This window comes from Marinomonas ushuaiensis DSM 15871, from assembly GCF_000521805.1.
In the GTDB taxonomy this organism is placed as follows: Bacteria; Pseudomonadota; Gammaproteobacteria; order Pseudomonadales; family Marinomonadaceae; genus Marinomonas; species Marinomonas ushuaiensis.
The window spans coordinates 1-24568 of the sequence record NZ_JAMB01000008.1; the positions used below are offsets into that span (position 1 = coordinate 1).

The 24568-nt window shown below is 40.3% G+C and carries 24 protein-coding genes and 1 tRNA gene; 5 read left to right on the top strand and 20 right to left on the bottom strand.

Annotated features, from left to right (window positions below; genetic code table 11):
* Nucleotides 1-994: 994 nt before the first annotated feature.
* The 16 genes from MUS1_RS16335 to MUS1_RS09845 form a co-directional block, all read right to left on the bottom strand.
* Nucleotides 995-1129 carry a hypothetical protein gene (locus MUS1_RS16335; protein WP_281171195.1) on the bottom strand — a complete coding sequence of 45 codons (135 nt, stop codon included), beginning with the start codon at nucleotides 1127-1129 and terminating at the stop codon, nucleotides 995-997.
* A gap of 702 nt (nucleotides 1130-1831) precedes the next feature.
* The gene (locus MUS1_RS09775; RefSeq protein WP_036162028.1) at nucleotides 1832-2716 is read right to left on the bottom strand and encodes a flagellin N-terminal helical domain-containing protein; all 885 of its coding nucleotides are present in this window, start codon (nucleotides 2714-2716) and stop codon (nucleotides 1832-1834) included.
* Between the two features lie 423 nt (nucleotides 2717-3139).
* Complete coding sequence (locus MUS1_RS09780) at nucleotides 3140-4696, bottom strand: HD-GYP domain-containing protein (protein WP_036162030.1); 1557 nt, start codon at nucleotides 4694-4696, stop codon at nucleotides 3140-3142.
* Between the two features lie 21 nt (nucleotides 4697-4717).
* Nucleotides 4718-6034: a flagellar hook-associated protein FlgL gene (flgL, locus tag MUS1_RS09785; RefSeq protein WP_036162033.1), complete on the bottom strand. Its 1317-nt coding sequence runs from the start codon at nucleotides 6032-6034 to the stop codon at nucleotides 4718-4720.
* A gap of 4 nt (nucleotides 6035-6038) precedes the next feature.
* Nucleotides 6039-8015 carry a flagellar hook-associated protein FlgK gene (gene flgK, locus MUS1_RS09790; RefSeq protein ID WP_036162034.1) on the bottom strand — a complete coding sequence of 659 codons (1977 nt, stop codon included), beginning with the start codon at nucleotides 8013-8015 and terminating at the stop codon, nucleotides 6039-6041.
* Between the two features lie 108 nt (nucleotides 8016-8123).
* Nucleotides 8124-9110, bottom strand: a complete 987-nt coding sequence (gene flgJ / locus MUS1_RS09795) for a flagellar assembly peptidoglycan hydrolase FlgJ (RefSeq protein ID WP_036162037.1) — start codon at nucleotides 9108-9110, stop codon at nucleotides 8124-8126.
* A gap of 8 nt (nucleotides 9111-9118) precedes the next feature.
* Nucleotides 9119-10207, bottom strand: coding sequence for a flagellar basal body P-ring protein FlgI (locus MUS1_RS09800; protein WP_036162038.1), 1089 nt, complete (start codon nucleotides 10205-10207; stop codon nucleotides 9119-9121).
* Nucleotides 10208-10254: 47 nt separating this feature from the next.
* Nucleotides 10255-11112: a flagellar basal body L-ring protein FlgH gene (locus MUS1_RS09805; protein ID WP_036162040.1), complete on the bottom strand. Its 858-nt coding sequence runs from the start codon at nucleotides 11110-11112 to the stop codon at nucleotides 10255-10257.
* Between the two features lie 13 nt (nucleotides 11113-11125).
* On the bottom strand, nucleotides 11126-11911 hold the full coding sequence (flgG, locus tag MUS1_RS09810; RefSeq protein ID WP_036162042.1) for a flagellar basal-body rod protein FlgG: 786 nt from the start codon (nucleotides 11909-11911) through the stop codon (nucleotides 11126-11128).
* A gap of 45 nt (nucleotides 11912-11956) precedes the next feature.
* Nucleotides 11957-12700, bottom strand: coding sequence for a flagellar basal-body rod protein FlgF (flgF, locus tag MUS1_RS09815; RefSeq protein WP_036162044.1), 744 nt, complete (start codon nucleotides 12698-12700; stop codon nucleotides 11957-11959).
* A gap of 139 nt (nucleotides 12701-12839) precedes the next feature.
* Complete coding sequence (locus MUS1_RS09820; RefSeq protein ID WP_036162047.1) at nucleotides 12840-14537, bottom strand: flagellar hook-basal body complex protein; 1698 nt, start codon at nucleotides 14535-14537, stop codon at nucleotides 12840-12842.
* Nucleotides 14538-14550: 13 nt separating this feature from the next.
* Entirely contained in the window at nucleotides 14551-15258 is a 708-nt protein-coding gene (locus MUS1_RS09825) for a flagellar hook assembly protein FlgD (RefSeq protein WP_036162049.1), read from the bottom strand.
* 10 nt (nucleotides 15259-15268) lie between these two features.
* Nucleotides 15269-15718 (bottom strand): flagellar basal body rod protein FlgC, encoded by a 450-nt coding sequence (gene flgC, locus MUS1_RS09830; RefSeq protein WP_036162050.1) that lies wholly within the window; start codon nucleotides 15716-15718, stop codon nucleotides 15269-15271.
* 2 nt (nucleotides 15719-15720) lie between these two features.
* The gene (gene flgB, locus MUS1_RS09835) at nucleotides 15721-16116 is read right to left on the bottom strand and encodes a flagellar basal body rod protein FlgB (protein ID WP_036162051.1); all 396 of its coding nucleotides are present in this window, start codon (nucleotides 16114-16116) and stop codon (nucleotides 15721-15723) included.
* A 263-nt stretch (nucleotides 16117-16379) separates the two neighbouring features.
* Complete coding sequence (locus MUS1_RS09840; protein WP_036162053.1) at nucleotides 16380-17216, bottom strand: CheR family methyltransferase; 837 nt, start codon at nucleotides 17214-17216, stop codon at nucleotides 16380-16382.
* Nucleotides 17217-17252: 36 nt separating this feature from the next.
* Nucleotides 17253-18182, bottom strand: a complete 930-nt coding sequence (locus MUS1_RS09845; RefSeq protein WP_036162055.1) for a chemotaxis protein CheV — start codon at nucleotides 18180-18182, stop codon at nucleotides 17253-17255.
* A gap of 145 nt (nucleotides 18183-18327) precedes the next feature.
* Between MUS1_RS09845 and flgA the strand changes: the two genes are divergently transcribed.
* The 5 genes from flgA to aguA all read left to right on the top strand — a co-directional run bounded on the left by flgA (nucleotide 18328) and on the right by aguA (nucleotide 21355).
* Complete coding sequence (gene flgA, locus MUS1_RS09850) at nucleotides 18328-19020, top strand: flagellar basal body P-ring formation chaperone FlgA (RefSeq protein ID WP_036162056.1); 693 nt, start codon at nucleotides 18328-18330, stop codon at nucleotides 19018-19020.
* Between the two features lie 114 nt (nucleotides 19021-19134).
* Nucleotides 19135-19449: a flagellar biosynthesis anti-sigma factor FlgM gene (gene flgM, locus MUS1_RS09855; protein WP_036162058.1), complete on the top strand. Its 315-nt coding sequence runs from the start codon at nucleotides 19135-19137 to the stop codon at nucleotides 19447-19449.
* A gap of 34 nt (nucleotides 19450-19483) precedes the next feature.
* Nucleotides 19484-19963: a flagella synthesis protein FlgN gene (locus MUS1_RS09860; RefSeq protein WP_036162059.1), complete on the top strand. Its 480-nt coding sequence runs from the start codon at nucleotides 19484-19486 to the stop codon at nucleotides 19961-19963.
* 87 nt (nucleotides 19964-20050) lie between these two features.
* Nucleotides 20051-20126: transfer RNA gene (locus MUS1_RS09865), tRNA-Arg, on the top strand.
* A 137-nt stretch (nucleotides 20127-20263) separates the two neighbouring features.
* A complete protein-coding gene (gene aguA / locus MUS1_RS09870; protein WP_036162061.1) occupies nucleotides 20264-21355 on the top strand; it encodes an agmatine deiminase in 1092 nt (363 codons plus the stop codon).
* 73 nt (nucleotides 21356-21428) lie between these two features.
* Here aguA and MUS1_RS09875 read toward each other — a convergent pair whose 3' ends face one another.
* The 4 genes from MUS1_RS09875 to MUS1_RS09890 form a co-directional block, all read right to left on the bottom strand.
* A complete protein-coding gene (locus MUS1_RS09875; RefSeq protein ID WP_036162063.1) occupies nucleotides 21429-21836 on the bottom strand; it encodes an OsmC family protein in 408 nt (135 codons plus the stop codon).
* A gap of 63 nt (nucleotides 21837-21899) precedes the next feature.
* Nucleotides 21900-22715 carry an indole-3-glycerol phosphate synthase TrpC gene (gene trpC / locus MUS1_RS09880; RefSeq protein WP_036162066.1) on the bottom strand — a complete coding sequence of 272 codons (816 nt, stop codon included), beginning with the start codon at nucleotides 22713-22715 and terminating at the stop codon, nucleotides 21900-21902.
* 20 nt (nucleotides 22716-22735) lie between these two features.
* Nucleotides 22736-23776 (bottom strand): anthranilate phosphoribosyltransferase, encoded by a 1041-nt coding sequence (gene trpD, locus MUS1_RS09885; protein WP_036162067.1) that lies wholly within the window; start codon nucleotides 23774-23776, stop codon nucleotides 22736-22738.
* Between the two features lie 9 nt (nucleotides 23777-23785).
* Complete coding sequence (locus tag MUS1_RS09890; protein WP_036162070.1) at nucleotides 23786-24364, bottom strand: anthranilate synthase component II; 579 nt, start codon at nucleotides 24362-24364, stop codon at nucleotides 23786-23788.
* Nucleotides 24365-24568 lie beyond the last annotated feature (204 nt).

Genomic DNA, 24568 nt, shown 5'->3' on the forward strand with positions numbered 1-24568 from the left:
ATAAAATATGAAATCTAATAAAACCAAAATCATGGTGTAAACCACCCATTGATGGTCACAAAGCCTTTGTCATAAAAAAGACAAAATGATGCCAACACTCATAACCAAATATTTATCAAATACAGCCCTTGCTTCCGGAAAAACACATCGACAAACAGGTTCCATGAAGCAATCCGCTATTCATGCGATCTCCCATCGAAAAAATGACACCAAAGCCCGCCATAAAATTGCCGGTACAAACATTCGCCATAGTATTTTCGCCATATACTTTTCATGATCATTTCGCCATAGCCATAAAATATGAAACCTAATAAAACCAAAATCATGGCGTAAACTATCCATTGATGGTCACAAAGCCTTTGTCATAAAAAAGACAAAATGATGCCAACACTCATAACCAAATATTTATCAAATACAGCCCTTGCTTCCGGAAAAACACATCGACAAACAGGTTCCATGAAGCAATCCGCTATTCATGCGATCTCCCATCGAAAAAATGACACCAAAGCCCGCCATAAAATTGCCGGTACAAACATTCGCCATAGTATTTTCGCCATATACTTTTCATGATCATTTCGCCATAGCCATAAAATATGAAACCTAATAAAACCAAAATCATGGCGTAAACTATCCATTGATGGTCACAAAGCCTTTGTCATACAAAAGACAAAATGATGCCAACACTCATAACCAAATATTTATCAAATACAGCCCTTGCTTCCGGAAAAACACATCGACAAGCAGGTGCCATGAAGCAATCCGCTATTCATGCGATCTCCCATCAAAAAAATGACACCAAAGCCCGCCATAAAATTGTCGGTACAAACATTCACCATAGTATTTCCGCCATATACTTTTCATGATCATTTCGCCATAGCCATAAAATATGAAATCTAATAAAACCAAAGTCATGGCGTAAACTATCCATTGATGGACACAAAGCCTTTGTCATAAAAAAGACAAAATGATGCCAACACTCATAACCGAATATTTATCAAATACAGCCCTTGCTTTCAGAAAAGCACATCGACAAAAAGGTGCCATGAAGCAACCCGCTATTCATGCGATTCCCCATCGAAAAAATGACACCAAAGCCCGCCATAAAACTGTCGGTACCAACATTCGCCATAGCATTTTCGCCATATACTTTTCACGATCATTTCGCCATAGCCATAAAATATGAAACCTAATAAAACCAAAATCATGGCGTAAGCTATCCATTGATGGACACAAAGCCTTTGTCATAAAAAAGACAAAATGATGCCTATATTTTCGATCCAAATATTCATAAAAAAATAGACTATTGCTTTCACCCTACTGGCGTTTCACCTAAAACATATCTCTTAATGAACATAGAGCCATCGATATAGAGGGATACACTTAACGAAACAAAAACCATCACTATTACCCCTCATAAAAAATCGATTAGCCCCAAAAATCATTTCTAAAAAACGCGTATAACGCTCTACACCAAGTAAAAAGAAACAAAGGTCTCTCTTCTTTCCAGAAATCATAAAATTCACAATATCTGAACTATGAATTCATCAATAGAAGCTCATCTCAAAGCCGGTTGGAAATAGGAATTCCGTTATTCATACAGACCTAATTCTCTATAACCGCCTATGACATAAGCCTCAACTATCTCCAAATACCCAAAAATCAGCTAAAAAATAGAGTTCAAGCCATAATTTAGGTAAAAAAATGCCGGGTGAAAAAATCCACCCGGCTTAAGAGGCACCTCTAGGAGAGAGAAGTAGCCTATATTCCGAGAAACACTCGAACCTTTTGCATGAGTAACATTCTAGTGCCACTTCACATCATCTTTTTTGAATTAATTACCCAATAGAGATAGAGCAGTTTGAGGACGCTGATTCGCCTGAGCAAGAATAGTACTACTCGCCTGTTGCAAAATTTGCGTACTGGTTAGATTTGCCGTTTCTGCAGCAAAATCGGCATCACGCACTCGAGCACGAGCAGCTGATACGTTTTCAGATATATTGCTCAAGTTGGTGATAGTTGAGCTGAAACGGTTCTGTATTGCACCAAGCTCTGCCCGCTTAAAATCAACTGCAGAAATCATGGAATCAACAATCGCAATCATACTCTGTGCATTAACTACGGTTGAAACTGATGCACTTGTTTCACTTACTTGAGAAGAGGCCTGATTCGAAAGGCCTGACATGGTAAAACCATTATTTGTTTGATAATCAACAGAATTATTTGCACCACCAAACTCCATAGTAAAGCTGATTGTTTGGTTTGCATCGGCACCAACTTGGAAAATACCTTGATAAGTACCGTCTAGTAAATTTGTACCACCAAATGTAGTTGTATCTGCAATTCGGTTTATCTCTTTAGACAGTTGCGACATCTCTTGTTGTAGAGCCACACGGTCTTTATCTGAGTTTGATCCGTTTGCTGCCTGAATAGATAAGGTACGCATACGTTGCAACATGCTTGTTGTTTCGTCCAAGGCTCCCTCTGCAGTTTGCGCTAGCGAGATACCATCGTTTGCATTTCGTACAGACTGGTTCAAACCATTAATCTGAGAGGTCAAACGATCAGAAATTTGAAGGCCTGCAGCATCATCCGCTGCACTGTTAATTCGACGTCCAGATGATAAGCGTTGGAACGACGTATCTAGCTCTCGACTAGAGCTATCTAACATACGCTGAGCATTCAGCGAGGACACATTAGTATTTACATATAAAGCCATTTTTTCTCTCCTAAGAATATTTTTAAAACGAGACAACCTTTTGATTTAATTGAATATTTGGCTTTTGTCTCTTATTAAAGTTATCGACACCTTGACGATTTCCTTTAACTTTTTTTTAACTTTTTTTAAGCATTTTATTTTTTATAAACTCAAAATAAGCGGTACTCAAAGTTATCGAACTGAGTACTAATAACTTTAAAAATAAAGGCAAAAAAATGTGAAAAAAGTCATAAAAATACATATTTTCAAATAAATTAAATTAAATCGTATTGAACTCTAAAGTTTTGAAAAAAACGGCGTAAAAAAGGTCATAAAAATGTTCGACTTTCGTACTAAAAATATAAATTAAAGAATGGGTACTAAAGAATGGGGACTAAAGAATGGGGACTAAAGAGTCGATGCTAAAGGAAAGCCAATTACAAGTCATGATATATGATTAATAAACTGCAAACCTAAAGCTTGAGGGTCAACTTCCTTTTCAATGACCACTTCACTTCGTAGATTAGCTGATTTATTCAATTCGATATCAGAAGTTTCTATAAAAGCCTTATTGGTAAAACTGTATACCTGTCGAACTAAAGAAGGCTGAAACAACTTATTTAACGTGAGGACAAAACCTACACGCCCATTAGATAACAACACACAAGAACCAACAGGCACACTACCAATGTGCTTCAAGAATACAACCAGTAATTCGCTATCAAACGCCAGACCTGATTCTTTCTGCATTTTCTGGCACGCCTTGATCGGTCCCATAGAATGCTTATGCGGCTGTTCAGAAGTTATCGCATCATAAGCATCAATAATCGCAGCCATTTTTCCATAGACGGATATTTCCGATCCTTGTTTTCCAGATGGGTAACCTGAACCGTCTATTTTTTCATGATGATCCAATAACATTTGATATACAGCTTTTGGAATATTCTCACTCTTTTGTAAGATTTGTTCACCGAACTGTATATGCTTACGAAATAAATCAAACTCACCCTCTGTCATTTTTGTTGTTTTCGTCACCATAGCCATTGGTAAACGGAATCGACCTAAGTCAAACAATAAGGCTCCAAGAGAAATCACCTCCACATAAGCATTAGCCAATTTCATTGCTTTCGCAAAATGAATAGCAAGAACGGCCATCCCCATAGCATGTTGCTCTAAATAGGAAGAGGGATCTTTTATATGACGGATAGCCATTAATGAGAAATTATTACGTGTGTGAGATTCAATCAAGCGACGACAGAACCGCATAAGCTCAGTGATTTCTAATTGCTCTCCACGTTTAAATCGCTCAATTTGCGCTGACAATAATAAGTGACCATCTTTAAAAATTTTAAGTGCTGTAGACACTTCATCATCAAAAGAAGTTGGGATAAGTTTGTTTTCTAGAGGTGGCTTTTTCGTAACGACAGGTTTTGCGGTCTCAACTGGTGATTCAACACTTTCTTCATGTTTTTTATCATTTTCCTTATTAAGCCCCACCTCGTTTAATTTTTTCATGCGGCCTTTATAAGTAAGTATGTACTCTCTTGTGTATTCGTTTAATTCTTCTCTAAAATAACGAAACAAATTTTGTTTTCTACCATGCTTACTACGTAACTCTTTCGTATTAAGGTCTGGATAAAGTTTTCTTAGACTTCTAACTGATCGACCGTGAGCCATGGAGATACATAAGATAAGAAACCTTTCTTGTGCATCATAAAGTCGCTCTCTACTAGAACTTAATAGTTTTTCATCGTTTGAAAAATAAGGATCATAAGGAAGGAATGGTGATTCTAACGTGGGCCGCAATATATCAAATGCTACTTGCCTCATAGCTACACCGACAATACGGTCTTTGCGACCATGCATAGTTATGAGGCTCTTAACGCGTTTGCTACCTAACACGCTACTTTTCAGTTCTAAGATACTAAGTATTTCATCCATATCGAAATACCCAACATTAATATCAGCCCCAAAACAAGATTCAATTTTAAACGCCGACATTTTTATTCTATACCCCAGAACTTACATCTGATTAAACAAAGATAAATTACTAATACGTGAAAATACTTTCTGCGAAGCACTAAGCGCAGCTTCTTTCATAGCCAATTCTGTTGCAGCTGCGGCGACATCTAAACCGCCTATTCGATCTTGAGCAACAGCATTCGATAATTGATTTGCTGAACTAAAGTCTTCTCTATCTTGAAGAATATTCAATCTTGCACCAACAGACGAGCGCCCTTCTCGAATCATTTGCTGAGCATTATTGATACTAGTTGTTGCATCAAAAAATGACTGCTCACGCTCTTCATGAGTTGAGTCTCGGTCGCCAAGAATCGCCAGTGTATCATTGATCTCATTTAATACATTGTCACGTCTTGGTTTATCCAAAGAAATATCAACCACCGCACCTGGCTCACCTCTCACAAGGAATGACATACCACCAAGAGAAATCGGTTTCCCTGCTGTATAGTCTCCAGAAGAAACCACTTCACCAGCGCTATTCGTTATACTGTATGTACCGGGTTCACCATCGAACGCCCTGCGTCTATCTTGATCTGCTTTGTCATTCGAATTGGTAAAACTTGAGTCAGAAATAAATCCTTCTACACTTTCAAGATCAATATTAATAGGGAAAGTAGTTAGAAGATAATTATTCTCTGATGGGTTTTCAGGGTCGTAATTATCTTCCATAAATTGATCAAAATCGCCTTGATTTTTTACCTTGGCAGTAAGTGTTACATCACCGGCTAACAAATCAGATGAAAACGAACGATTCGTCCAAATATCTTGGAACAATTTTTTACCTGAGTCCGTTACAGGTATGCGCATATCTTCCGAGATCTGAGCGTATTTTTGCCCTTCATTACCAACCCATTCATAACGACCTTGACTGCTTATAGCAAATGGAGGTCCTTGCGTATCTGTACCAGAGAAGACATAGCTTCCATCAGCACTTCTTGTATTCATCAACTCAGCCATAGACTCTGTAATCAGTTCAATTTCTTGAACAATGGCATTAATGTCTTCTTGAGTATTGATATCATTTTGTGCTTGGATAAATAACGTACGCACGTCATCCATAAAGCCATTAATACTGTCTAAAGCAACTTCTTGATACTCTAAGTTTCCTACCGCCATTTTGATGGATTCATCAAATAACTTTAACTGATGCGTATTGCCTTGATACATTAAGACCTGACTCGCGCCAACCGGGTTGTCACTTGGTTTTACAATGTCAGTTTGTGATGAAATTTTTTCTTGAGCATTGAGTATTTTTTCATTCGCTTGGCTAATAGCTCGGCTAGATTGCCCATAAATTAAGTTATTGGTTACTCGCATAAACTTACCTCATAATCCCAAGCAATGTCTCAAATGTAGTTCGAGCCGCTGTTACAACTTGAGCGGAAGCAGAATAAGACTGTTGATACTTCAATAGGTTGACTGCTTCTTCATCTAAACTGACGGCTGACAATCTATCTCGTCTGGCCATACTATCATTAAAAATCACTTCACTTGATTCCGCATGACCTGCAATTTCGGATGTTTTACTACCGACATAAGAAATAAAGCCAGCAAATGATTTAGACAAACTTGCTTCACCTGCAACCAAAGATTGATTCTGCAAATCCACTAACGCAATACCATTAAAGTTATCCGCAGGTCCAACTTGATCAATACTCATGGAGAATTCATCTCCTCGCTGTGGTTTAGAAGAAACAGATACATCAAAACCCGCTTCCTGCGCCAAACCAGCTTGTTCAAGCAAATTACTATATTGCTGTACGTTGGTAACATTAGCTATTTCAGTACCTGATGCATCCTGAATCACATACGAACTTGGAGACGTAAAATAAATCTTATGTGGAGCGCTTGGATAAAGCTTAGCATCGGCGGTAAAAGCGGACGATTTAGGGTCGGTATTTGTTATTGAGGTCAAAGAAATTTTTGCATCCGATAAATTGTCAGAATTCGTACTCACTCCAACAGGGGCACTAAATGCTAAAGCTTGACCATTCTTCGCATTCAATTCCAAATTAGTTGCAGCTCGCTGTGTTGGTGCAAAACGAAAAACATCACCTTCATCAATATCACCTGGATCTTTTAATCGAAGATCGATACCCAAACCTTCAATGGAATAATACCCCTCACTGCTTGGTGTTAACGTAGAGAAGTCAAAAATATGTTGCTGACCTGATGCCTTTCCATTGATATCGTATTTGGTGATGGCAAATCGATCGCCATCTGTCTTAGCAAGTTCATAGGTATCTTTGGTAATGTCATTTGCGTCACCAGCAGAAACTCGCACAGAAATATCAGGTAATTTATGAAGGTTATCTCTCGTGGTAAAAATATCTATTTTACCTAAAGTAAACAAGTCACCGCCAAAGTCACCATTACCATCAACACCTTTGGCATTTTGGACGTTCATTGCATCAGCAATAGAAATCGCATGCTGGCCTAACGTACGATCAGCATAAGCACTGAACTGAGAACGAAAATCGACTAAACCACCAATACTTCCGCCAAGACCATCCATTTTCAAAGCCACATTGTGGTCACCAAAATCCACCATCAATTTGATTTTATTCGGATCTAATGGATCAGCCAACATTTTTAGCTCTGTTGGGTTTTGATCCATGACCAATGGCTGGCCATTTCGTAAATGAATAGTCATCAACCCTTTTTCAGTAAACTCTGCCTTGATGTCTAAGTATTTAGAAAGGTCTTTAGCTAAAAGCTCTTGCTGATCTCTTAATTCATTGGCAGGAGAAATAGATAAGCCCTCTTCTCTCAAAATATTGCCATTCAATTTAGATATTTTGGTCGTGATTGAATTCAAGTCGGTCAAAGAAACTGACAATTGCTCACTGGCTAGACGCTCTTGACGCGTTACAACATCAGAAAGAGTCTTATATTGATCGACCAAAACGTTAAGGCTGGAATGGGCAAGGTCTCGTAATGAAGAAGAAGTAGGGTCATTATTTGCCGCCTGAAGAGCACCAAACGCTTCATTTATATAAGCGGTTAAAGAAACACTGTCTTCAGCAAGCAGATTATCAGCAACACTCATCATGGAGTTATAAGTGTCATAGTAAGCAAAATTAGCGGCGTCAGTTCTAACTTGAGAACTAACGAAATGATCTACAAGTCGTGATGTATCACGTAGAACGACACCACCAGCTGGTGAACTGGTTGTTTCTGTTCTTTGGCGGCTATAACCTTCGGTGTCGACATTGGTCGTATTCTGCCCTGTCGTATTAATACGGGCATTACTAGACTGTAAACCAGTCAAACCAATTGTATATAAATTTGAGCTCATAGCTCACACCTCTAGCACGTTGTTCAAGAAATAACTTCGATAGTTTTTGACGCCATAAAGCCATATATGCAAGAACTTTACCAACACTGAGGTTTAATCATTTTTTTATTAAAGGCCTTGGAACCACTGGCTTGAGAGGATGCTATCGATTTTTTCTGAGTACTTAGGGTCGGTAGCATAGCCACCTTTTTGAAGGGAAGCGGCAAACATTGATGCGTCATCTCCAGACTTCAAGGCATCTTTATACCGCTCGCTAGAACTTAAAAAATTGGCGTAATCATTGAAGCTCTGACCGAACGAATCGTAAGCACGAAACGCGGCTTTTTCACGCTTTGCGACACCATCTCGAAACTCCAGTGTATTCACAACCGCCCTATCACCTGTCCAACGATTATCAGCTTTAATTCCGAACAAATTAAAGCTAGCGGCACCATCTTCTTTGGCAATAGGGTATTTCCCCCAACCCGTTTCAAGAGCGGCTTGAGCCAATATCGCTTTAGGGTTAACACCTAGTTTCTCGGCAGCTTGCTGAGCATGTGGCCAAAGGCTTTCTACAAATTCATCTGGTGACTCAAATACTACTGACAAGGCCGATGGCACTGAAATCCCACCAGTTTCTGAAGTATTTTGAGTGGTTTGTTGAGCCGCTTCTTGTTGAGCTGCCTGAATAAACTCAACAGAAGCCCGCTGAGCAAGCGCTTGAATTCTGACTAGGTCTTGTTTTGCCACTTGATTAAGGAAATCCGTATCCCCTCGCTCTTTTGCTTCAGGTGAACTTACTTGGCTTTGCTGCGTTTGATATTGGCGAATAAGCGCTTCAGACAATCCAATACCACCAGAGTTCGCCATGCTTTGTGACATTTGCGAATCCATCATCTCTTGATATTGCTTGGTTTGAGCACTAGAAAAAAGACCAGCACCAATCGTCTCATTGGTACTGCGCATATTCTTGAGCATCATATTGATGAAGATAGACTCGAATTGCTGGGCAACATCTTTTAAAGCAGCATCTGGGTCTTTTTGCGCCTTTGTCTTCAAATCTGATAATGAAGAAAAATCGGCGAAAAAAGTCTGATTTGATGGAACTGAATTCATATATAAACCTATATCACGACTAGATCAGCATTAATGGCACCAGCCTGCTTTAAGCCTTCCAGAATGGCCATAACATCACCGGGCGCAGCGCCAACCTGATTAACCGCTCGAACAATATCGTTCAATGAAGCACCCGGGTCAAACACAAACATGTGCCCGCTATTATTTCCGATTTCAATACCCTCACGAGGCGAGATAATGGTTTCACCGCCTGTTATTGTGCCATCTTGACCAACTACAGGAGGAACATCTTTAATAGTCACAGTAAGACTGCCATGCGTAATCGCCGCCGGCGAAACGGTAACATGCTGTCCAATAATAATGGTTCCAGTACGAGAGTTCACAACAATACGTGCTCGCTCTTCTGCGACTTCAACGTCAAGATTTTCTAAAATGGATAGGAATGTTACGCGTTGACTTGGATCTCTTGGCGCAGAAACGCGTATTGACGTGGCATCTAATGTTGTCGCTACTCCAGGCCCTAAAAGATTATTGATTTTATCAGAAACCTGTTTTGCCGTTGTGAAATCAGGACGATTAAGGTTAAAGGTAAGTGAGTCACCCGTATTGAAACTATTAGCAACAATACGTTCGACACTTGCTCCATTCGGAATACGACCAACCGTAGGGACATTAACAGACGTTCTAGAGCCGTCAGTGCCATTAGCCCCTAAACCACCAACAACCAAATTACCTTGAGCAATGGCGTAAACCGCGCCATCCGCACCTTTTAAGGTAGACAGTAGTAAGGTTCCGCCACGCAATGCGCTCGCATTACCAATAGATGATGCCGTTACATCAATTTTTTGCCCCGGCTTGGAAAACGCCGGCAGAGTTGCAGTCAATGAAACCGCCGCAACGTTTTTGGATGTGGCATTCACGCCTTCTGGCAATGTCACGCCAAAACGAGACAACATGCTAGCAAAACTTTGATTCGTGAAAGCCGTACTGTCACCCGTTCCATTTAGACCAATGACCAAACCGTAGCCAAACAATTGGTTTTCTCGAACACCTTGAACACTAGCAATATCCTTCAGACGTTCAGCCTGTACAGAGAAAGATAGGAAATATAAAGCTATTAGTGCTATGTGTTTCATTGCATCACCTATGAGAGCATTCAAAATCTCTCGTCTGTTATATAAAATTAATAAGGCATATCGCTGGAGTTTAGTAATCGACTTACCCAACCTTGCTCACTTCCTGCTGCAACATCACCTGTACCAGAATAAGTAATTCTTGCATCCGCCACACGTTCTGATTCAACGGTATTATCTGGAGAAATATCTTGCTTACGAACAATGCCTGAAAAACGTATATATTCATCACCTTGATTTAAGCGTAGCCATTTCTCTCCACGTACTGCCAAGAGACCATTAGGGTACGCCTTAAAAACTGTTACTGAGATAGTACCATTTAAACTGTTATTTTGATTCGCCGATGCATTACCAGAAAAATCTGTTCCCTGCTGCGGAACAATTGTGTCTACGTTCAATTCAGTTCCTAGCACAGTTGGGTTTTCAATCGTCGCTGAAGAAGATTTAGAAACAGTTGCTGCATTGGCTTTTGTAGATGTCGTCGTCTCGTTCAAATTAATAGTCAATATATCGCCAACTTTACTCGCTTTTTGATCACCAAAAAACACATCTCCCATACCGACTTGATAAATGCCACCAGTAGGTGCTTGAGAAGGATTTATTCCATTTGGATAGACTGGTGTGTAATAAGGATCATCTGATCGTATCGACTGGCTAATTTGAGGCCCATTTAATGGGTCATTCGCATCTGGAACAAAGCCTTTGCGCTCTCCATTAGATTCAGACTCTGCTTCTTCATCAGCATCCTCGCCATCTTCTGTTACCGCATCAATCACAGCATCAGTAACAGCGCCTGCCGCCCCTGCTGCAGCCGCGTTAGCAACTGCTTGCTGGTCTATATCCCAAGTCAGGCAACCCGTCAAAGAAATACTTAATAATGCTAAGAGCGCAAATTTAATTTTCATCATATTCCACACGTTACTATAATTGCTGTATTGCGAAGCTCATCATACCATCTGCAGCAGAGATGACTTTAGAGTTCATCTCATAGGCTCTTTGCGTTGTAATCATATTAACGAGTTCTTCAATTGAGTTCACGTTTGATGCTTCCAACATACCTTGAGCAAGAGTGCCCAAAGAATCTGTACCTGGAACACCCACAAGTGGTGGCCCACTTGCATTTGTTTCTGTGAAGACATTTTGTCCTGCCGCGCCTAACCCCGTTGGATTTATGAAACCCGCAATATTAATAGCACCAACCTCTTGAGCATCCGCTTCACCGGACATTCGAACAGAAACAACACCATCTTCAGCAATCATAATTTCAATGGCGCCTGGATCTATTTGAATACCAGGTTCTACAACCAAACCACCAGACGTTGAAATCTGCCCTTGGCTATTTAATTGAAGACTACCGTCACGGGTATAACCAATTGTGCCATCCGGCTGCAAAACCTGTAAGAACCCCTTACCTTGAATAGCCACATCAAGCTGCCTATCCGTCATGTTATAATCGCCATTTGTAAAATCTTTTTGAGTCGCACCAACTTTAACACCAGTACCTAGCTGCAACCCAGACGGCAATTCAGCATTCTGGGCACTTAAACCACCCGGAGCTCGAACTGTTTTGTACATTAGATCTTCAAAGACCGCTCGGTCCTTCTTAAACGCGGTTGTTGAAACGTTAGCCAAGTTATTGGCAACCACGTTTAACTGTTTGTCCATTGCACTTAAGCCAGTCTTACTTACCCATAATGCTGAATTCATAAAAGCCTCTTTTAAATTCCGTTATTCTTTACTAATCGATTGTCTTTAAGCGTTACGCTGTAATATTCGAGCAGAAGCGTCGGCATTATTTCGTATCGTATCCATCATCTTCACATTCATTTCGAAGCGTCGAGACAGGTTCATAATATGAGTCATTTCTTCAACCGCGTTCACATTGCTACTCTCAACGAAACCAGAAGCCAACTGAACATTAGGGTCTATTTCGAACGCTTGACCATCACGCGAATGAATTAGGCCATCTTCTTCTTTTCGTAAATTTTGAGCATCAGGGTTCACCAATTTAATTTGGTTTAAAACCGCCACCTCATTACCAGCGCCACCTTGAGGAACAACAGAAATAGAACCGTCAGCTGTAATATTGATACTATCAATAGGAGGTAGAAAAATAGGTCCATCAACACCTGCAACTGGCAAACCTCGTCCGGTTACCAACTGCCCTGCAGCATTAATTTGTAGATCTCCCGCACGAGTGTAAGCTTCTTGGCCGCTTTCATCGTAGACAGTAATAAAGCCTTTACCAGCCACTGCAACATCTAGATTTCGACCAGTTTCTATCAAACTCCCTTCCGTATATCGTGTCGCCGGATTCTCAGTCATTGCATACACCCGGCTAGGATGATAATCGCCGTATACTTGCATAGAACGAGCTTGTTCAAAATCAGAACGGAAGCCCGTTGTATTTACATTGGCTAGATTATTAGCATGTATTGTTTGAGCATTCATGGTTTGTACACCACCACTCATTGCTAGATATAAGGCCTTATCCACTACGAGACTCCTAAGAAAATTCATATTGCTTAGATAACTACTATCAAAAACCGTACCAACTTAGAAAAGTATAAAAAAAGACAAAAAAAAACCAGAACAGCAAAGCTGTTCTGGCGTAAAATCTTCTCTCTCCAGAAAATTAACGGAGGTTAATTATCGTCTGTGTCACAGTATTTTCTGTTTCTAATGTTTTACTGTTTGCTTGATAATTTCGCTGTGCCTCAATAAGCGCAACGAGTTCAGACGTTAAATCAACATTAGACTCTTCTAATGCTCCTCCTTGAATCTTACCTAATGTTCCACTATTCGGGCGACCAACATCAGCAGGACCAGAACCTTTACTTGCCAGCCAAGATGTATGCCCTGACGGCATAAGACCGTCATTACTGTCAAATGTTGCCAACGCTATTTGGCCAAGAATTGCCGTTTGTTGATTCGTGTAATTGGCAACCAAGAAACCATCAGCGTCAAATGACACCCCTTGTAATTCACCCGCTGAATAACCATCTTGCTCAAAATTGTCTGTATTTTCCAAGGCATACTGTGTTGAGCCAGCCAAATCCAAAGGCGTGATACTACCTCGATTCGTTGGATCCACTCCTACAATTTCTAATGAGATAGGCTGAGGAATACCAAACGGTGGAATACCACGATACGCTCCCAATAGATTACCTGCCGCATCAAAAGAAACAGACGTATTCTTCTCTAAGAAACGAGTATCTTCTCCCGTCAGAGGATCAGTGAAAGTTTCTTCACCATCCATAGTGACACGCAACTCATAAGTGTTCTCCTCACCTTGCTTGATGAAGTAATAGCCCAAAGTATGCGACTCACCAAGGCTGTCATAAACCGTTCTTGTATTGCCATAGTTGTAAGTATCAGGCTCCAGCGCATCAAACACCTCACGCGCAACCTGTTTTGAATTTCGAATGCTATCAGCTTCAAGTGTCGAAGCAATAGCTACGCCACCCAAGGTTCCAGCAATGGCTAAAGGATTTTTTGTTGCTGCTTCAATATCAGCAGAGGTAGGCTCTTTATCGCCAATATAAAGAAGCTCAAACGCCCTCTCTTCATTGCCATCACCATTAAAGTCTGTTCCACCCTCTGCAGAGTTAAAAGTGGCATAAGTCTCACCTAAAAAGGCTGCACCTGTATCATCCGTCATATTACCATCAACGGTTGCATGCACTTTGTAGGTGTTTGGCAACTCGCTTTTAGCATAGTAATACGTAACGATATGGTTATTACCATTACCATCTACAAGACCTTGAGTCTGCGTGTAATTATAGGTATCAGGGTCTAACGGATCAAAATCTGCTTTAATGAAAGCTGGAATATCTTCACTCTTAGAGTTTAAATTTACTTTTAATTCCATTTCTGTCGTAGCTTCTGGCGGAATTCGATCAGTCGGAATAGAAAGGTCATCCAAATTACCACCAACTACACCATCTACAGCATTAAAACCTTGAACATGACTGCCTGTATTTGTCACCAAATAACCATTTTCATCCAGCTTAAAATTACCCGCTCGAGTATAAGACTGAGCAACACCAGCATCTAAGACAAAGAATCCCTGACCATCAACGGCGATATCTAAATTGTTATCTGTATAAGATAAGTTTCCAGATGAGAATTCTTGAGAAACCTTACTTACGCTCACACCAGAACCAATACTGTTACCACTGCCAGCACCCAAAACACTGGTATTGTAGAGATCATCAAATTCAATACGCGACTTTTTAAAGCCTGTTGTATCAGCGTTGGCAATATTATTACCTGTAACACTCAAATAATCGGCAGAAGCCTTAATGCCAGATAACGCAGTATTAAATCCCATAATGCTCTCCCAATTACCCTAAAATTTCTAATTCGTTTGTAAGTTTGATTTTGCCGTGATTTTCCACATTCAACATAGTTCCATTTTCACCATTGATAGTGACACCCTGAATACGGGTAGGAAGCTGTGTTGTCATAGCAGATATTTCACCTTCGGCATCTGCTGATGAAGCGACAAAGCGGTATTCGCCAGGCGGCAAGACTTTTCCGTCATCATCTAACTTATCCCATTTATAATCACCAGAATTAAGAACTGAGCTACGAACAAGACGATTATCAGCATCGTATATTTTCAAGGTCGCCGTCTGAGAACCATCAGGAATAACTGTTTTTACTTGAATATCATCTGAATTTTCTGTGATCTTGGCTTTATTACCATCCAGTAAAATAGACTTGCCAACTAGGGTAGAAGCACTCAATGCTTGATTAGACGTCAAGGATGTCGCCATAATTTCTAGCTGATCTGAAATGCCAGTCAATCGCTCTAGGGAGCTAAACTGAGACATTTGTGCAACCATGTCATTCGCATCTTGCGGTGACGTTGGATCCTGCCCTTTAAGCTGTTCAATATACAACTTCAAAAACACATTTTGATCCGCTAAAGCCCCCGTATCCTCTGTAGAGACTTCTGGCTTTTCAATGCCAGCTTTTGCCTTCGCCGAATCTGTTCCGTATTGAGATATCAGATTACCAAGACCTTTAGTATCAGATATATTTGCCATCTGTCAGCTCCTACGACTGCCCAAGTGTGAGCATTTTCTGCATCATACTTTTTGCCGAGTTCATAATTTCTACATTCGTTTGAAAAGATCGAGAGGCCGACATCATATCCGCCATTTCTTCTATTGGATTTACATTCGGGTAAAATACGTACCCTTCATCATTAGCCATTGGATGGTCTGGCTCGTAACGAGGCTGCAACGGTGCGTCTGACTCAACAATGCCATCTATTTTCACACCAACACCAGCACCACTGTTATCTGCGCCAGCATTACTCCAACCATAATCTCGCATGCTATCATTCATCATTTGAGAAAAAATAGGCTTACGTGCACGATAAGTTTGATCTGCTGAGCTTGCGGCACTGTCTACGTTTGCCATGTTACTTGCGACTGTATTCAAACGTACTGTTTGAGCGCTCATTGCAGATCCGGAGATGGTGAAAATATTACTTAAAGACATTATTAATTTCCTGTAAGTGCTTTTCGCATGCCGCTGATTTTTCTATCTAAAAACATAAAACTCGTATCAAACTGCAATGAGTTTTGCGCGTATTCTGCCTGCTCTCTTTGCATATCTACGTTGTTTCCATCTAATGCTGGTTGGCTCGCATTACGAAACAGAAGACCACCATCCGATTCAGACAAAGAACCTTCAGCAGACATATGGCGAGCATTACTCCCCGCAAGCTGCAATTTGCTACTTTCATTGCTAAGAAGAGAGTCAAACGTAATGTCCCTTGCTTTGAAGTTTGGCGTATCCGCATTGGCAATATTATTCGCAAGTACGGCAGCTCTGGCGCTTCTAAACTCTAGCGTCTTATCGTGTCCTGCAAATGCACTTGCAAAAGAAATAGCCATTCAACCCTCGATGAAAAATATCATTACTTAATGTAACTCGTATAAAGCAATTATGATGCCAAAATAAAAATCTCATATTTTTCATAGACTTAAAAACATCTAAGAAGGAAACGGCAAAAAGCGGCAAACCTATTTCAGGATGGGACACAGGACGGGACAACAAAAACAAAAAAGCCCACCCATAAAAAATAGGTAGGCTTTATATTTTATTATTAACAGTGTATTTAATTGCTAAAAAGCGTCAAAACGGCTAATACAACTTTTTACAGAACCTTAGCCTTATAGACAATTCCAGGGTGGCATTGAACAATTTCAAAATAAGAAGAAAGACCGCTTAGCGCCTCAGAACCACCAAGAAACAAATAGCCACCAGGCTTCAAGGATGCATGCATTCTTTTTAAAATATCGAGCTTTAAATCAACGGCAAAATAGATCAATACATTACGGCAAAAAATCACATCAAATTTACCAAGCATTGAAAATGAGTCAATAAGATTGAGGTATTTAAACTCAACCCGAGAACTTAAATGCGGCTTTATTTTCCAAGTAAGATCATTAACCTTATCAAAATAACGACGCTGCAAATCAGGGCCAAGACCTCGTGCAATAGCTAAACTATCATATTCGCCCCGCTTAGCATGCTGAAGTATATTCGTACAAATATCAGTCGCTATGATTTTTTCACCAGCTTTTAACACACCAGGTCGAGAAGACTTAAACTCCTCAATAACCATACTAATTGAATAAGGCTCTTGACCTGTTGAAGAGGCTGCTGACCAAATTCTCAAAGGAGAAGTCTTCATTTCAGGCAACACCTTATCCTTTAAAATAGTAAAAGGATGTATATCTCGAAACCAAAGCGTTTCGTTGGTCGTCATTGCGTTAATAACTTCTTCTTTTAATTTAGAACTTCCTGGCCTATCTAAAGCATCAACTAACTGCTCAATCTTAGAAAAACCTTCTCTTTCTAACATTCTCCCTAAACGGCTAGCAACCAGGTACTGCTTATTATCACTAAGCGATATTCCACATACTTTCTGTAGATAATCTCTAAACCGGATGTAACCGTTAGGTGTAATTGCATTCGTACTATTGAGCATTGAAACTCCATAAACAACAGGAATCAGAATGAAATATCATTCTGATTGAACCTGTACTGCTTCTATAGCTAATCGAGCCAATTCATCTGGCTGGAACTTGGCCAAGAAGCCATCCGCGCCCACTTTTTTAACCATAGATTCATTAAATACACCACTCAATGACGTATGCAGAAGAATGAATAAATCCTGCAAACGACTATCGTTACGAATTGCTGTAGTCAAAGTATAACCATCCATTTCCGGCATTTCGATATCAGAAATGACCATGGAAAACACTTCAGTAATATCCTTACCCTCGGCAACGATACCTTCTAGATAGTTCAATGCTTCACGCCCATCGCATAACACCGTCGTTTCGAACCCAACCTGTTCCATGCAGCGTTTTATTTGCTTACGAGCAACAGACGAGTCATCAACAATTAATATATGGTGTTTTTTAGCATTTTCTTGAACACCATCATTGACAATACCTTCAGAAATATCTTGGCGAGTAGGAGCCACTTCAGAAAGAATTTGTTCAACATCAAGAATTTCAACCATCTCTTTTTCTACCTGACAAACAGCAGTCAGATAATTGTCATTTGATAAGCCTTTTGGTGGCGGCTGAATATCACTCCAATTCATATTAACGATACGTTCAACACCACGAACCAAGAATCCTTGTATGCGTCGATTGTATTCAGTAATAATAACAAAGCACTGATCAATATTTTCCATTGGGCTTGAGCCTGTTGCCAAACCCAAATCTAAAATAGGAATCGTACCACCGCGAATATGAGCAACACCTCTAACAACAGGTGAGCTGTATGGCATACTTGTCAATTTAGGACACTGAAGAATTTCTTTAACTTTAAAGACGTTAATGCCATAAAGGTGCTTACCATTTAAACGGAACAACAACAGCTCAAGTCGATTTTCTCCCACCAGCTGTGTACGTTGGTTAACAGTATCTAAAACTCCAGCCATAAACGCCTCCAAAATGTGTAAACATCAACCTGAGTGGCCCTCAGAATTGTTAAAATACACCATCCAATGATAAAGTGATTTAAAATATAATACTAACTGTCTTCTATCATATTAATAACGTAATAATAAACAAAGAGAGCTAATCATGCGAATCATAAGGCTAATAATAGCCTTCTTTTGTTTCCAATCTGGTTCAACATTTGCCGCCTCAGTTGAAGAACAAATCAATACTTATATAAATAGTGTAGAGATTCCTCGTCTCTCTGAAATATATACAGATGCAATCATTAACATTACAACTAATAATCTCGCTGCATTAAACTATCTTCCCGATTGTGAGCACGAAATCATTCGCATCATCAACCAAAGGCCTGATGCCACTAAACGCACGAATTATGAGATCAGTTGTGATTCTCCTACCTGGAAATCCTATATACCTATTACCCAATCGATTATGATTCCAGCAATAAAAACGATTAATCCAATCAATCGTGGACAAGTCATTAGCAGGTCGAACACTGACGTAGGTGAAGTCGACCTATCTACCCTAAGAGGACAAGTTTTCACTCAGAAAAATCCACCTTATGGCCTTATTGCGTCTCGTAATTTACGTATAAATACCTTTATTACTGAGAGCTTAACCAACCAACCAACTCTTGTGAAAAAAGGTGATCTGGTATTAATAACGGCAAGTAGTGAAAGTATTACAGTTAGGATGAATGGCGTTGCTTTAGAGAATGGCGCGAAAGGACAACAAATCCGTGTACAAAACACCAGTTCCGAACGAATTATATACGCCAAAGTTGTATCTAACAGTGAGGTTCTTGTAAACTACTAGGCATAAACTAATCGGCAACTTATTAATTGTTCTTTTCTGCAGCTTTTTACTAAAGTTTATGTAGACCCAGCCGACAATATAGACAGGCAAATCATAAAAGGGCGGAAAAACCCAATGGCAATAAATTTTACAGGTCTATCAAACCAAGGCAGCATCAACAAAAGCGAACGTTCGCATAAAGATGATGTAGCAGGCAATGCAACAGAAAAGCAAAATACAGTACAGAGTGGCGGCGTATTAGCTGAAGACACTGTACAACTAAGCGGAACAGCCCAAACGCTGCAAAACCAACACTCTAAAATCAACGACTTACCAAATGTTGATATGGATAAAGTTGAGCAAATAAAAGCCGCTATTGCAGCAGGCGATTATAAAATAGATACACAGAAGCTAGCGCATAACATGGCTTCTATGGACTCGTTATTCTAGACTGCACTAACGCAGTCTTTAAATGGCTTGCCCTATGATCCCTATTGCCCCGATTTTTATCAAAAGCAAAGAGACGCTACAAAAGCTCTCTTTGCTTCTTGACGAAGAACGCTTGGCATATGGAGGATCAGACAGCGAAGTAATTATTTCTTTATCAGAACAGAAACAAACCCTTCTTGATGAAATGAATCAACTTAATGAAAAAAGAGTCAACGTGCTCATTAAGTTTGATGTTCTAGATCGAAAAAAACCCACAGAGCAAGATTTCAAAGACTGGCTAAACCTTCAAGACAGCTCTATGGATGAAGTACGTCTGCTCATGCAAGAATGTGAAGCCCTGCTTAAAAAATGCAAAACGCAAAACAATACAAACGCTCAAGTCCTGAACACCCTACAAAAACGTAACAAATATCTTTTTGAGCTTCTTCAAGGCCACAGCAGTAAAAATAAAGTTTACACTTCCAGAGGCTCTACACGCCCAATAAGCAGCAAACAAACCTTAGGTCGAGCTTAAAATACGATGGAAATCAACATGATATCTTCTGCCCATATTGCATTCCTAAATCACTAACGTATAAAATAACCGCCTACAAGTTACAATGTCCCCATAGGTAAACAGGATATACCTGCCGCCTCCTAAGCGGCTATTCCAGGTTCGAGTCCTGGTGGGGACACCATTATTAATAGAACACATTAAACGCATTTCACCCTCTTTCTTCATACTAAAATATAAATCTATACGGCACCTTCTTTTCAGCTATAAAATAGACAAAACCACACCCAATTTAGATAAAGAATAAACAGGATATAAAAAGTGGCCAAAATATTGAACTCCACCCCAAAAGCAGATGGTTTTCGCATGCCCGGAGAACACGAACCACAAGAACAAGTGTGGATGGCATGGCCAGTACGTGAAGACAATTGGCGTAAGAAAGGCATTCCAGCACAGAATGAATTTATCGCTGTAGCATCAGCTATTGCACAATTCACCCCCGTTACCTTTGTTGTTGGTTCTGATCATTTCCTGCAAGCTCGCCAAGCTATTCCTGAACATATTAAAGTGCTTGAAATACCTTCTGATGACAGCTGGATGCGTGATATCGGAGGTACTTATGTAGTGAATGACCAAGGCGCACGCCGGGTGAATAGTTGGCAGTTTAATGCATGGGGAGGTAAATTAGACGGTCTCTACGACAACTGGGAACAAGACAATGCTGTCGCTGAAAAAATGGCCGAAGTCACAGGCGATGATGTTTACAAAGCTCCTTTTATTCTAGAAGGCGGATCTATTCATGTAGATGGTGAAGGTACGTTATATACAACTGAAGAATGCCTACTTCACCCAAGCCGAAATCCAGGCCTAAGTAAAACCGAAATAGAAAACTTGCTAAAAAACCATCTCAACGTTGAAACCATTATCTGGCTCAAACGAGGCCTGTTCAACGATGAAACCAATGGCCATGTAGATAATATCATGCATGTAGTTCGACCAGGTGTTGTTGCTCTCACGTACTGCGAAGATCAAAACGATCCTCAATATGCTATCAGTCAAGAAGCTTATAATATATTGAGTAAAGCGAAAGATGCCAAAGACAGAACCCTAAAAATCATCAAATTACCCATGCCAGGTCCTTTGTTTGTTTCTGAAGAAGAAACTCAAAACTTAACAGACAGTAACTTTATGGTACGTCATGCCGGTGAGCGCCTTGCTGGATCTTATGCAAATTTTTTGATTAGCAACCAAGCCGTCATTGTCCCCATGCTTGATGAAAAACACGACGAGCATGTCAAGACATTGCTACAAGAAGCTTTCCCTAATCATCAAATCATTGGCATTCAAACACGCAACATCTTATTAGGTGGTGGAAACATTCACTGTATCACTCAACAAGTGCCAAGCAAGTAGCGATATTCAATAAAAAGGCCTTAATGAAAACTAAGGCCTTTTTTAAAATCCTTACCACTCTATTTCAAACCGCTCATTCCGCTTCAATTATTTCAAAGCTATGGACGATTTTAACACCGCCTCGTTCTAACATTAACGAAGCAGAACAGTATTCTTCAGCAGATAACTTTACAGCACGAGCAACAACACTTTCCTTCAGCTTACGGCCAGTTACCACAAAGTGAACTCGGATCTCTGTAAAAACAGCCGGAACCACATCCGCTCTATCAGCCTCAATTTGAGCCACGCAAGTTACAACGTCTTGGCGAGATTTCTTAAGAATGCCAACCACATCATAAGAAGTACACCCGCCTAACCCGGCAAGCAACAACTCCATTGGTCTTGGGCCTGCCACTTGATTACCGTCAATTTCCACTTTAAAGCCAGAGCCTGTCTCTGCAGTGAAATGCACATCTTCTTGCCAACTTACATTCGTTTTCATTATTCAATCCTACATTATTCTGTTGTGTCTAAAGCTGTCTCTACTAGATCTTAATATGACTTATTAAGACTGAAACAGCTCAGCTAATTTTTCACCTGGATTGTCAGCGCGCATAAAGGTTTCACCGACCAAAAAGGCATTAATATTTTTTTCACGCATCAAGGCCACATCGTCACGAGTATGAATCCCACTCTCCGTTACGATAAGGCGATCAGAAGGCACACTGTCCATCAGTTCGAATGTGTGATCTAGACTCAATTCAAAAGTATGTAAGTCACGGTTATTGATGCCAAACAATTCTGTTTCTGTGTATTCCAATGCAAGTTCAAGCTCCGGACGATTATGGACTTCAACCAAAACATCCATACCAAGATCACGTGCCATATTATCAAGCTGACGAAGTTTCTCACCACTCAAACAGGCTGCAATTAATAAAATACAATCAGCACCAATGGCTCTTGCTTCCAACACCTGATATTCATCAACAATAAAATCCTTACGAATAACAGGCAATGCACACGCCGCTCGCGCTTCTACCAAAAAATCTTCATGACCTTGGAAAAAATCATGATCTGTTAAAACAGACAAACATGCCGCACCGCCCTTTTCATAGGATCGGGCTATATCACCAGGAACAAAATTTTCACGCAAAACACCTTTGCTTGGAGACGCTTTTTTAATCTCTGCAATGACACCCGCTTTACCAATTGCAATTTGATGCTTTAATGCATTAGCAAAACCACGAGGTGCGTTATGAACATTAGCAACGGATGCCGCGACTTCTAAATTTCCATACGGAGTATGAGATTTACGCTCGTTAATTTCTTCGTATTTACGAGCAACGATATTCTTTAAAATGGTAGGGGTTTCTATTTGCATTGTGCTGCCGCTCCTATTAGTTAAAGTGAGTCAGAACTCATAAAACAACGTGTGAAACTTGCCAGCTCAGACATTTTAACTTTTGCTGTGCCACCACCAATCACATCTTCTGCGATGTTAACGCCTTCCGCCAAAGTATCAGCAATGCCCGAAACATAAATCGCAGCACCTGCATTCAAAGCGACAATATCTCGTGCAGGGTTTACTTTCCCCTTACCTTCTAGCGCCGTTTTAATCAGCGCCAAACTCTCACTTGCGTCTACAGCTTGAATCGTATCGATAGACTGTAATGGAATACCAAAATCTTCTGGTGAAACCGTATACTCAGAAATAACACCGTCTTTTAATTCTGCAACAAACGTCGGCGCAGCAATACTCATTTCATCCAAACCATCTTCAGAATGCACAACCATAACGTGTTCACTACCAAGCGCCTTTAACACCTCAGCAATCGGTCGCACCCACTTTTGATCAAACACTCCCATTACCTGACGCTTTGCATTGGCTGGGTTAGTGAGTGGGCCCAGCAAATTAAAAATCGTACGCGTTGCCATTTCTTTACGAGGGCCAACAGCGTGCTTCATGGCAGAATGATGATTTGGTGCAAACATAAACCCCAAACCGATTTCAGCAACACATCGAGAAACTTGTTCCGCATCTAGCCCAAGGTAAATACCGGCTTGCTCTAATACATCAGCACTACCTGATTTAGACGACACAGAACGACCACCGTGTTTTGCCACTTTACCGCCAGCCGCCGCCACAACAAAAGCCGATGCTGTCGATACATTAAATAAGTTACCGCCATCACCACCTGTTCCACAGGTATCAACAATATGATCAAAATTCAGATCAACCTTACTTGATAAATCACGCATAACTTGGGCTGCGGCAATAATTTCTTCTACCGTCTCCCCCTTCATTCTTAAACCAATTAAAAAACCACCGATTTGTGCTGGTGTGGTTTTTCCAGTCATGATGTCACTCATTACCGTACGCATTTCGTCGCCACACAAATCTTGGCGCTCAACAACGGCAGCAATCGCTTTTTGAATATCCACCAGCTTCTCCTATCGTGTTAAAAAGTTCGCTAATAAGGCATGCCCCGCCTCGGTAAGAATCGACTCAGGATGAAATTGCACCCCTTCAATAGCTAATGCCTTATGTCGAATCCCCATAATTTCTTCTTTTTCACCCGCTTCATTCTGACACCAAGCCGTTACTTCCAAGCAATCAGGCAAGGTATCTTCAGACACTATTAAAGAATGATAACGTGTCGCCACTTGCGGGTTCGGTAATCCTGTAAATACAGACGTGTTTTGATGGTGTATTAATGAGGTTTTTCCATGCATGACATTTTTAGCACGAATCACTTCTCCACCAAAGACCTGAGCAATACTTTGATGACCTAAGCAAATACCCAATATTGGAATTTTTCCTGCAAACGCTTGAATCGCCGCCATCGAAATACCGGCTTCATTTGGTGTACAAGGTCCTGGGGAGATCACCAAATGAGAAGGTGTGAGCTGCTCAATCGCTTCTATTGATATCTCATCATTACGATACACCTGCACATCCGCGCCCAATTCGCGAAAATACTGCACAAGGTTATAAGTAAAGGAGTCATAATTGTCGATCATCAAAAGCATATTGGGCTAACTCGTGAAAATATTTTCAGTGAAAATAAGCTCACTCAAAACATTAAATAAAGAAGAATCGAAGAAAATAGCCCGTGATTTTAAAGGATTTAAACGATGAAGACTATTGTTCTACTCCTTTCATTACCCTCTGTTCAATTTGCTTTCTCAACATTATGAAAACTTTTCAATAATTTCGTGTAAAAACAAAGCCTT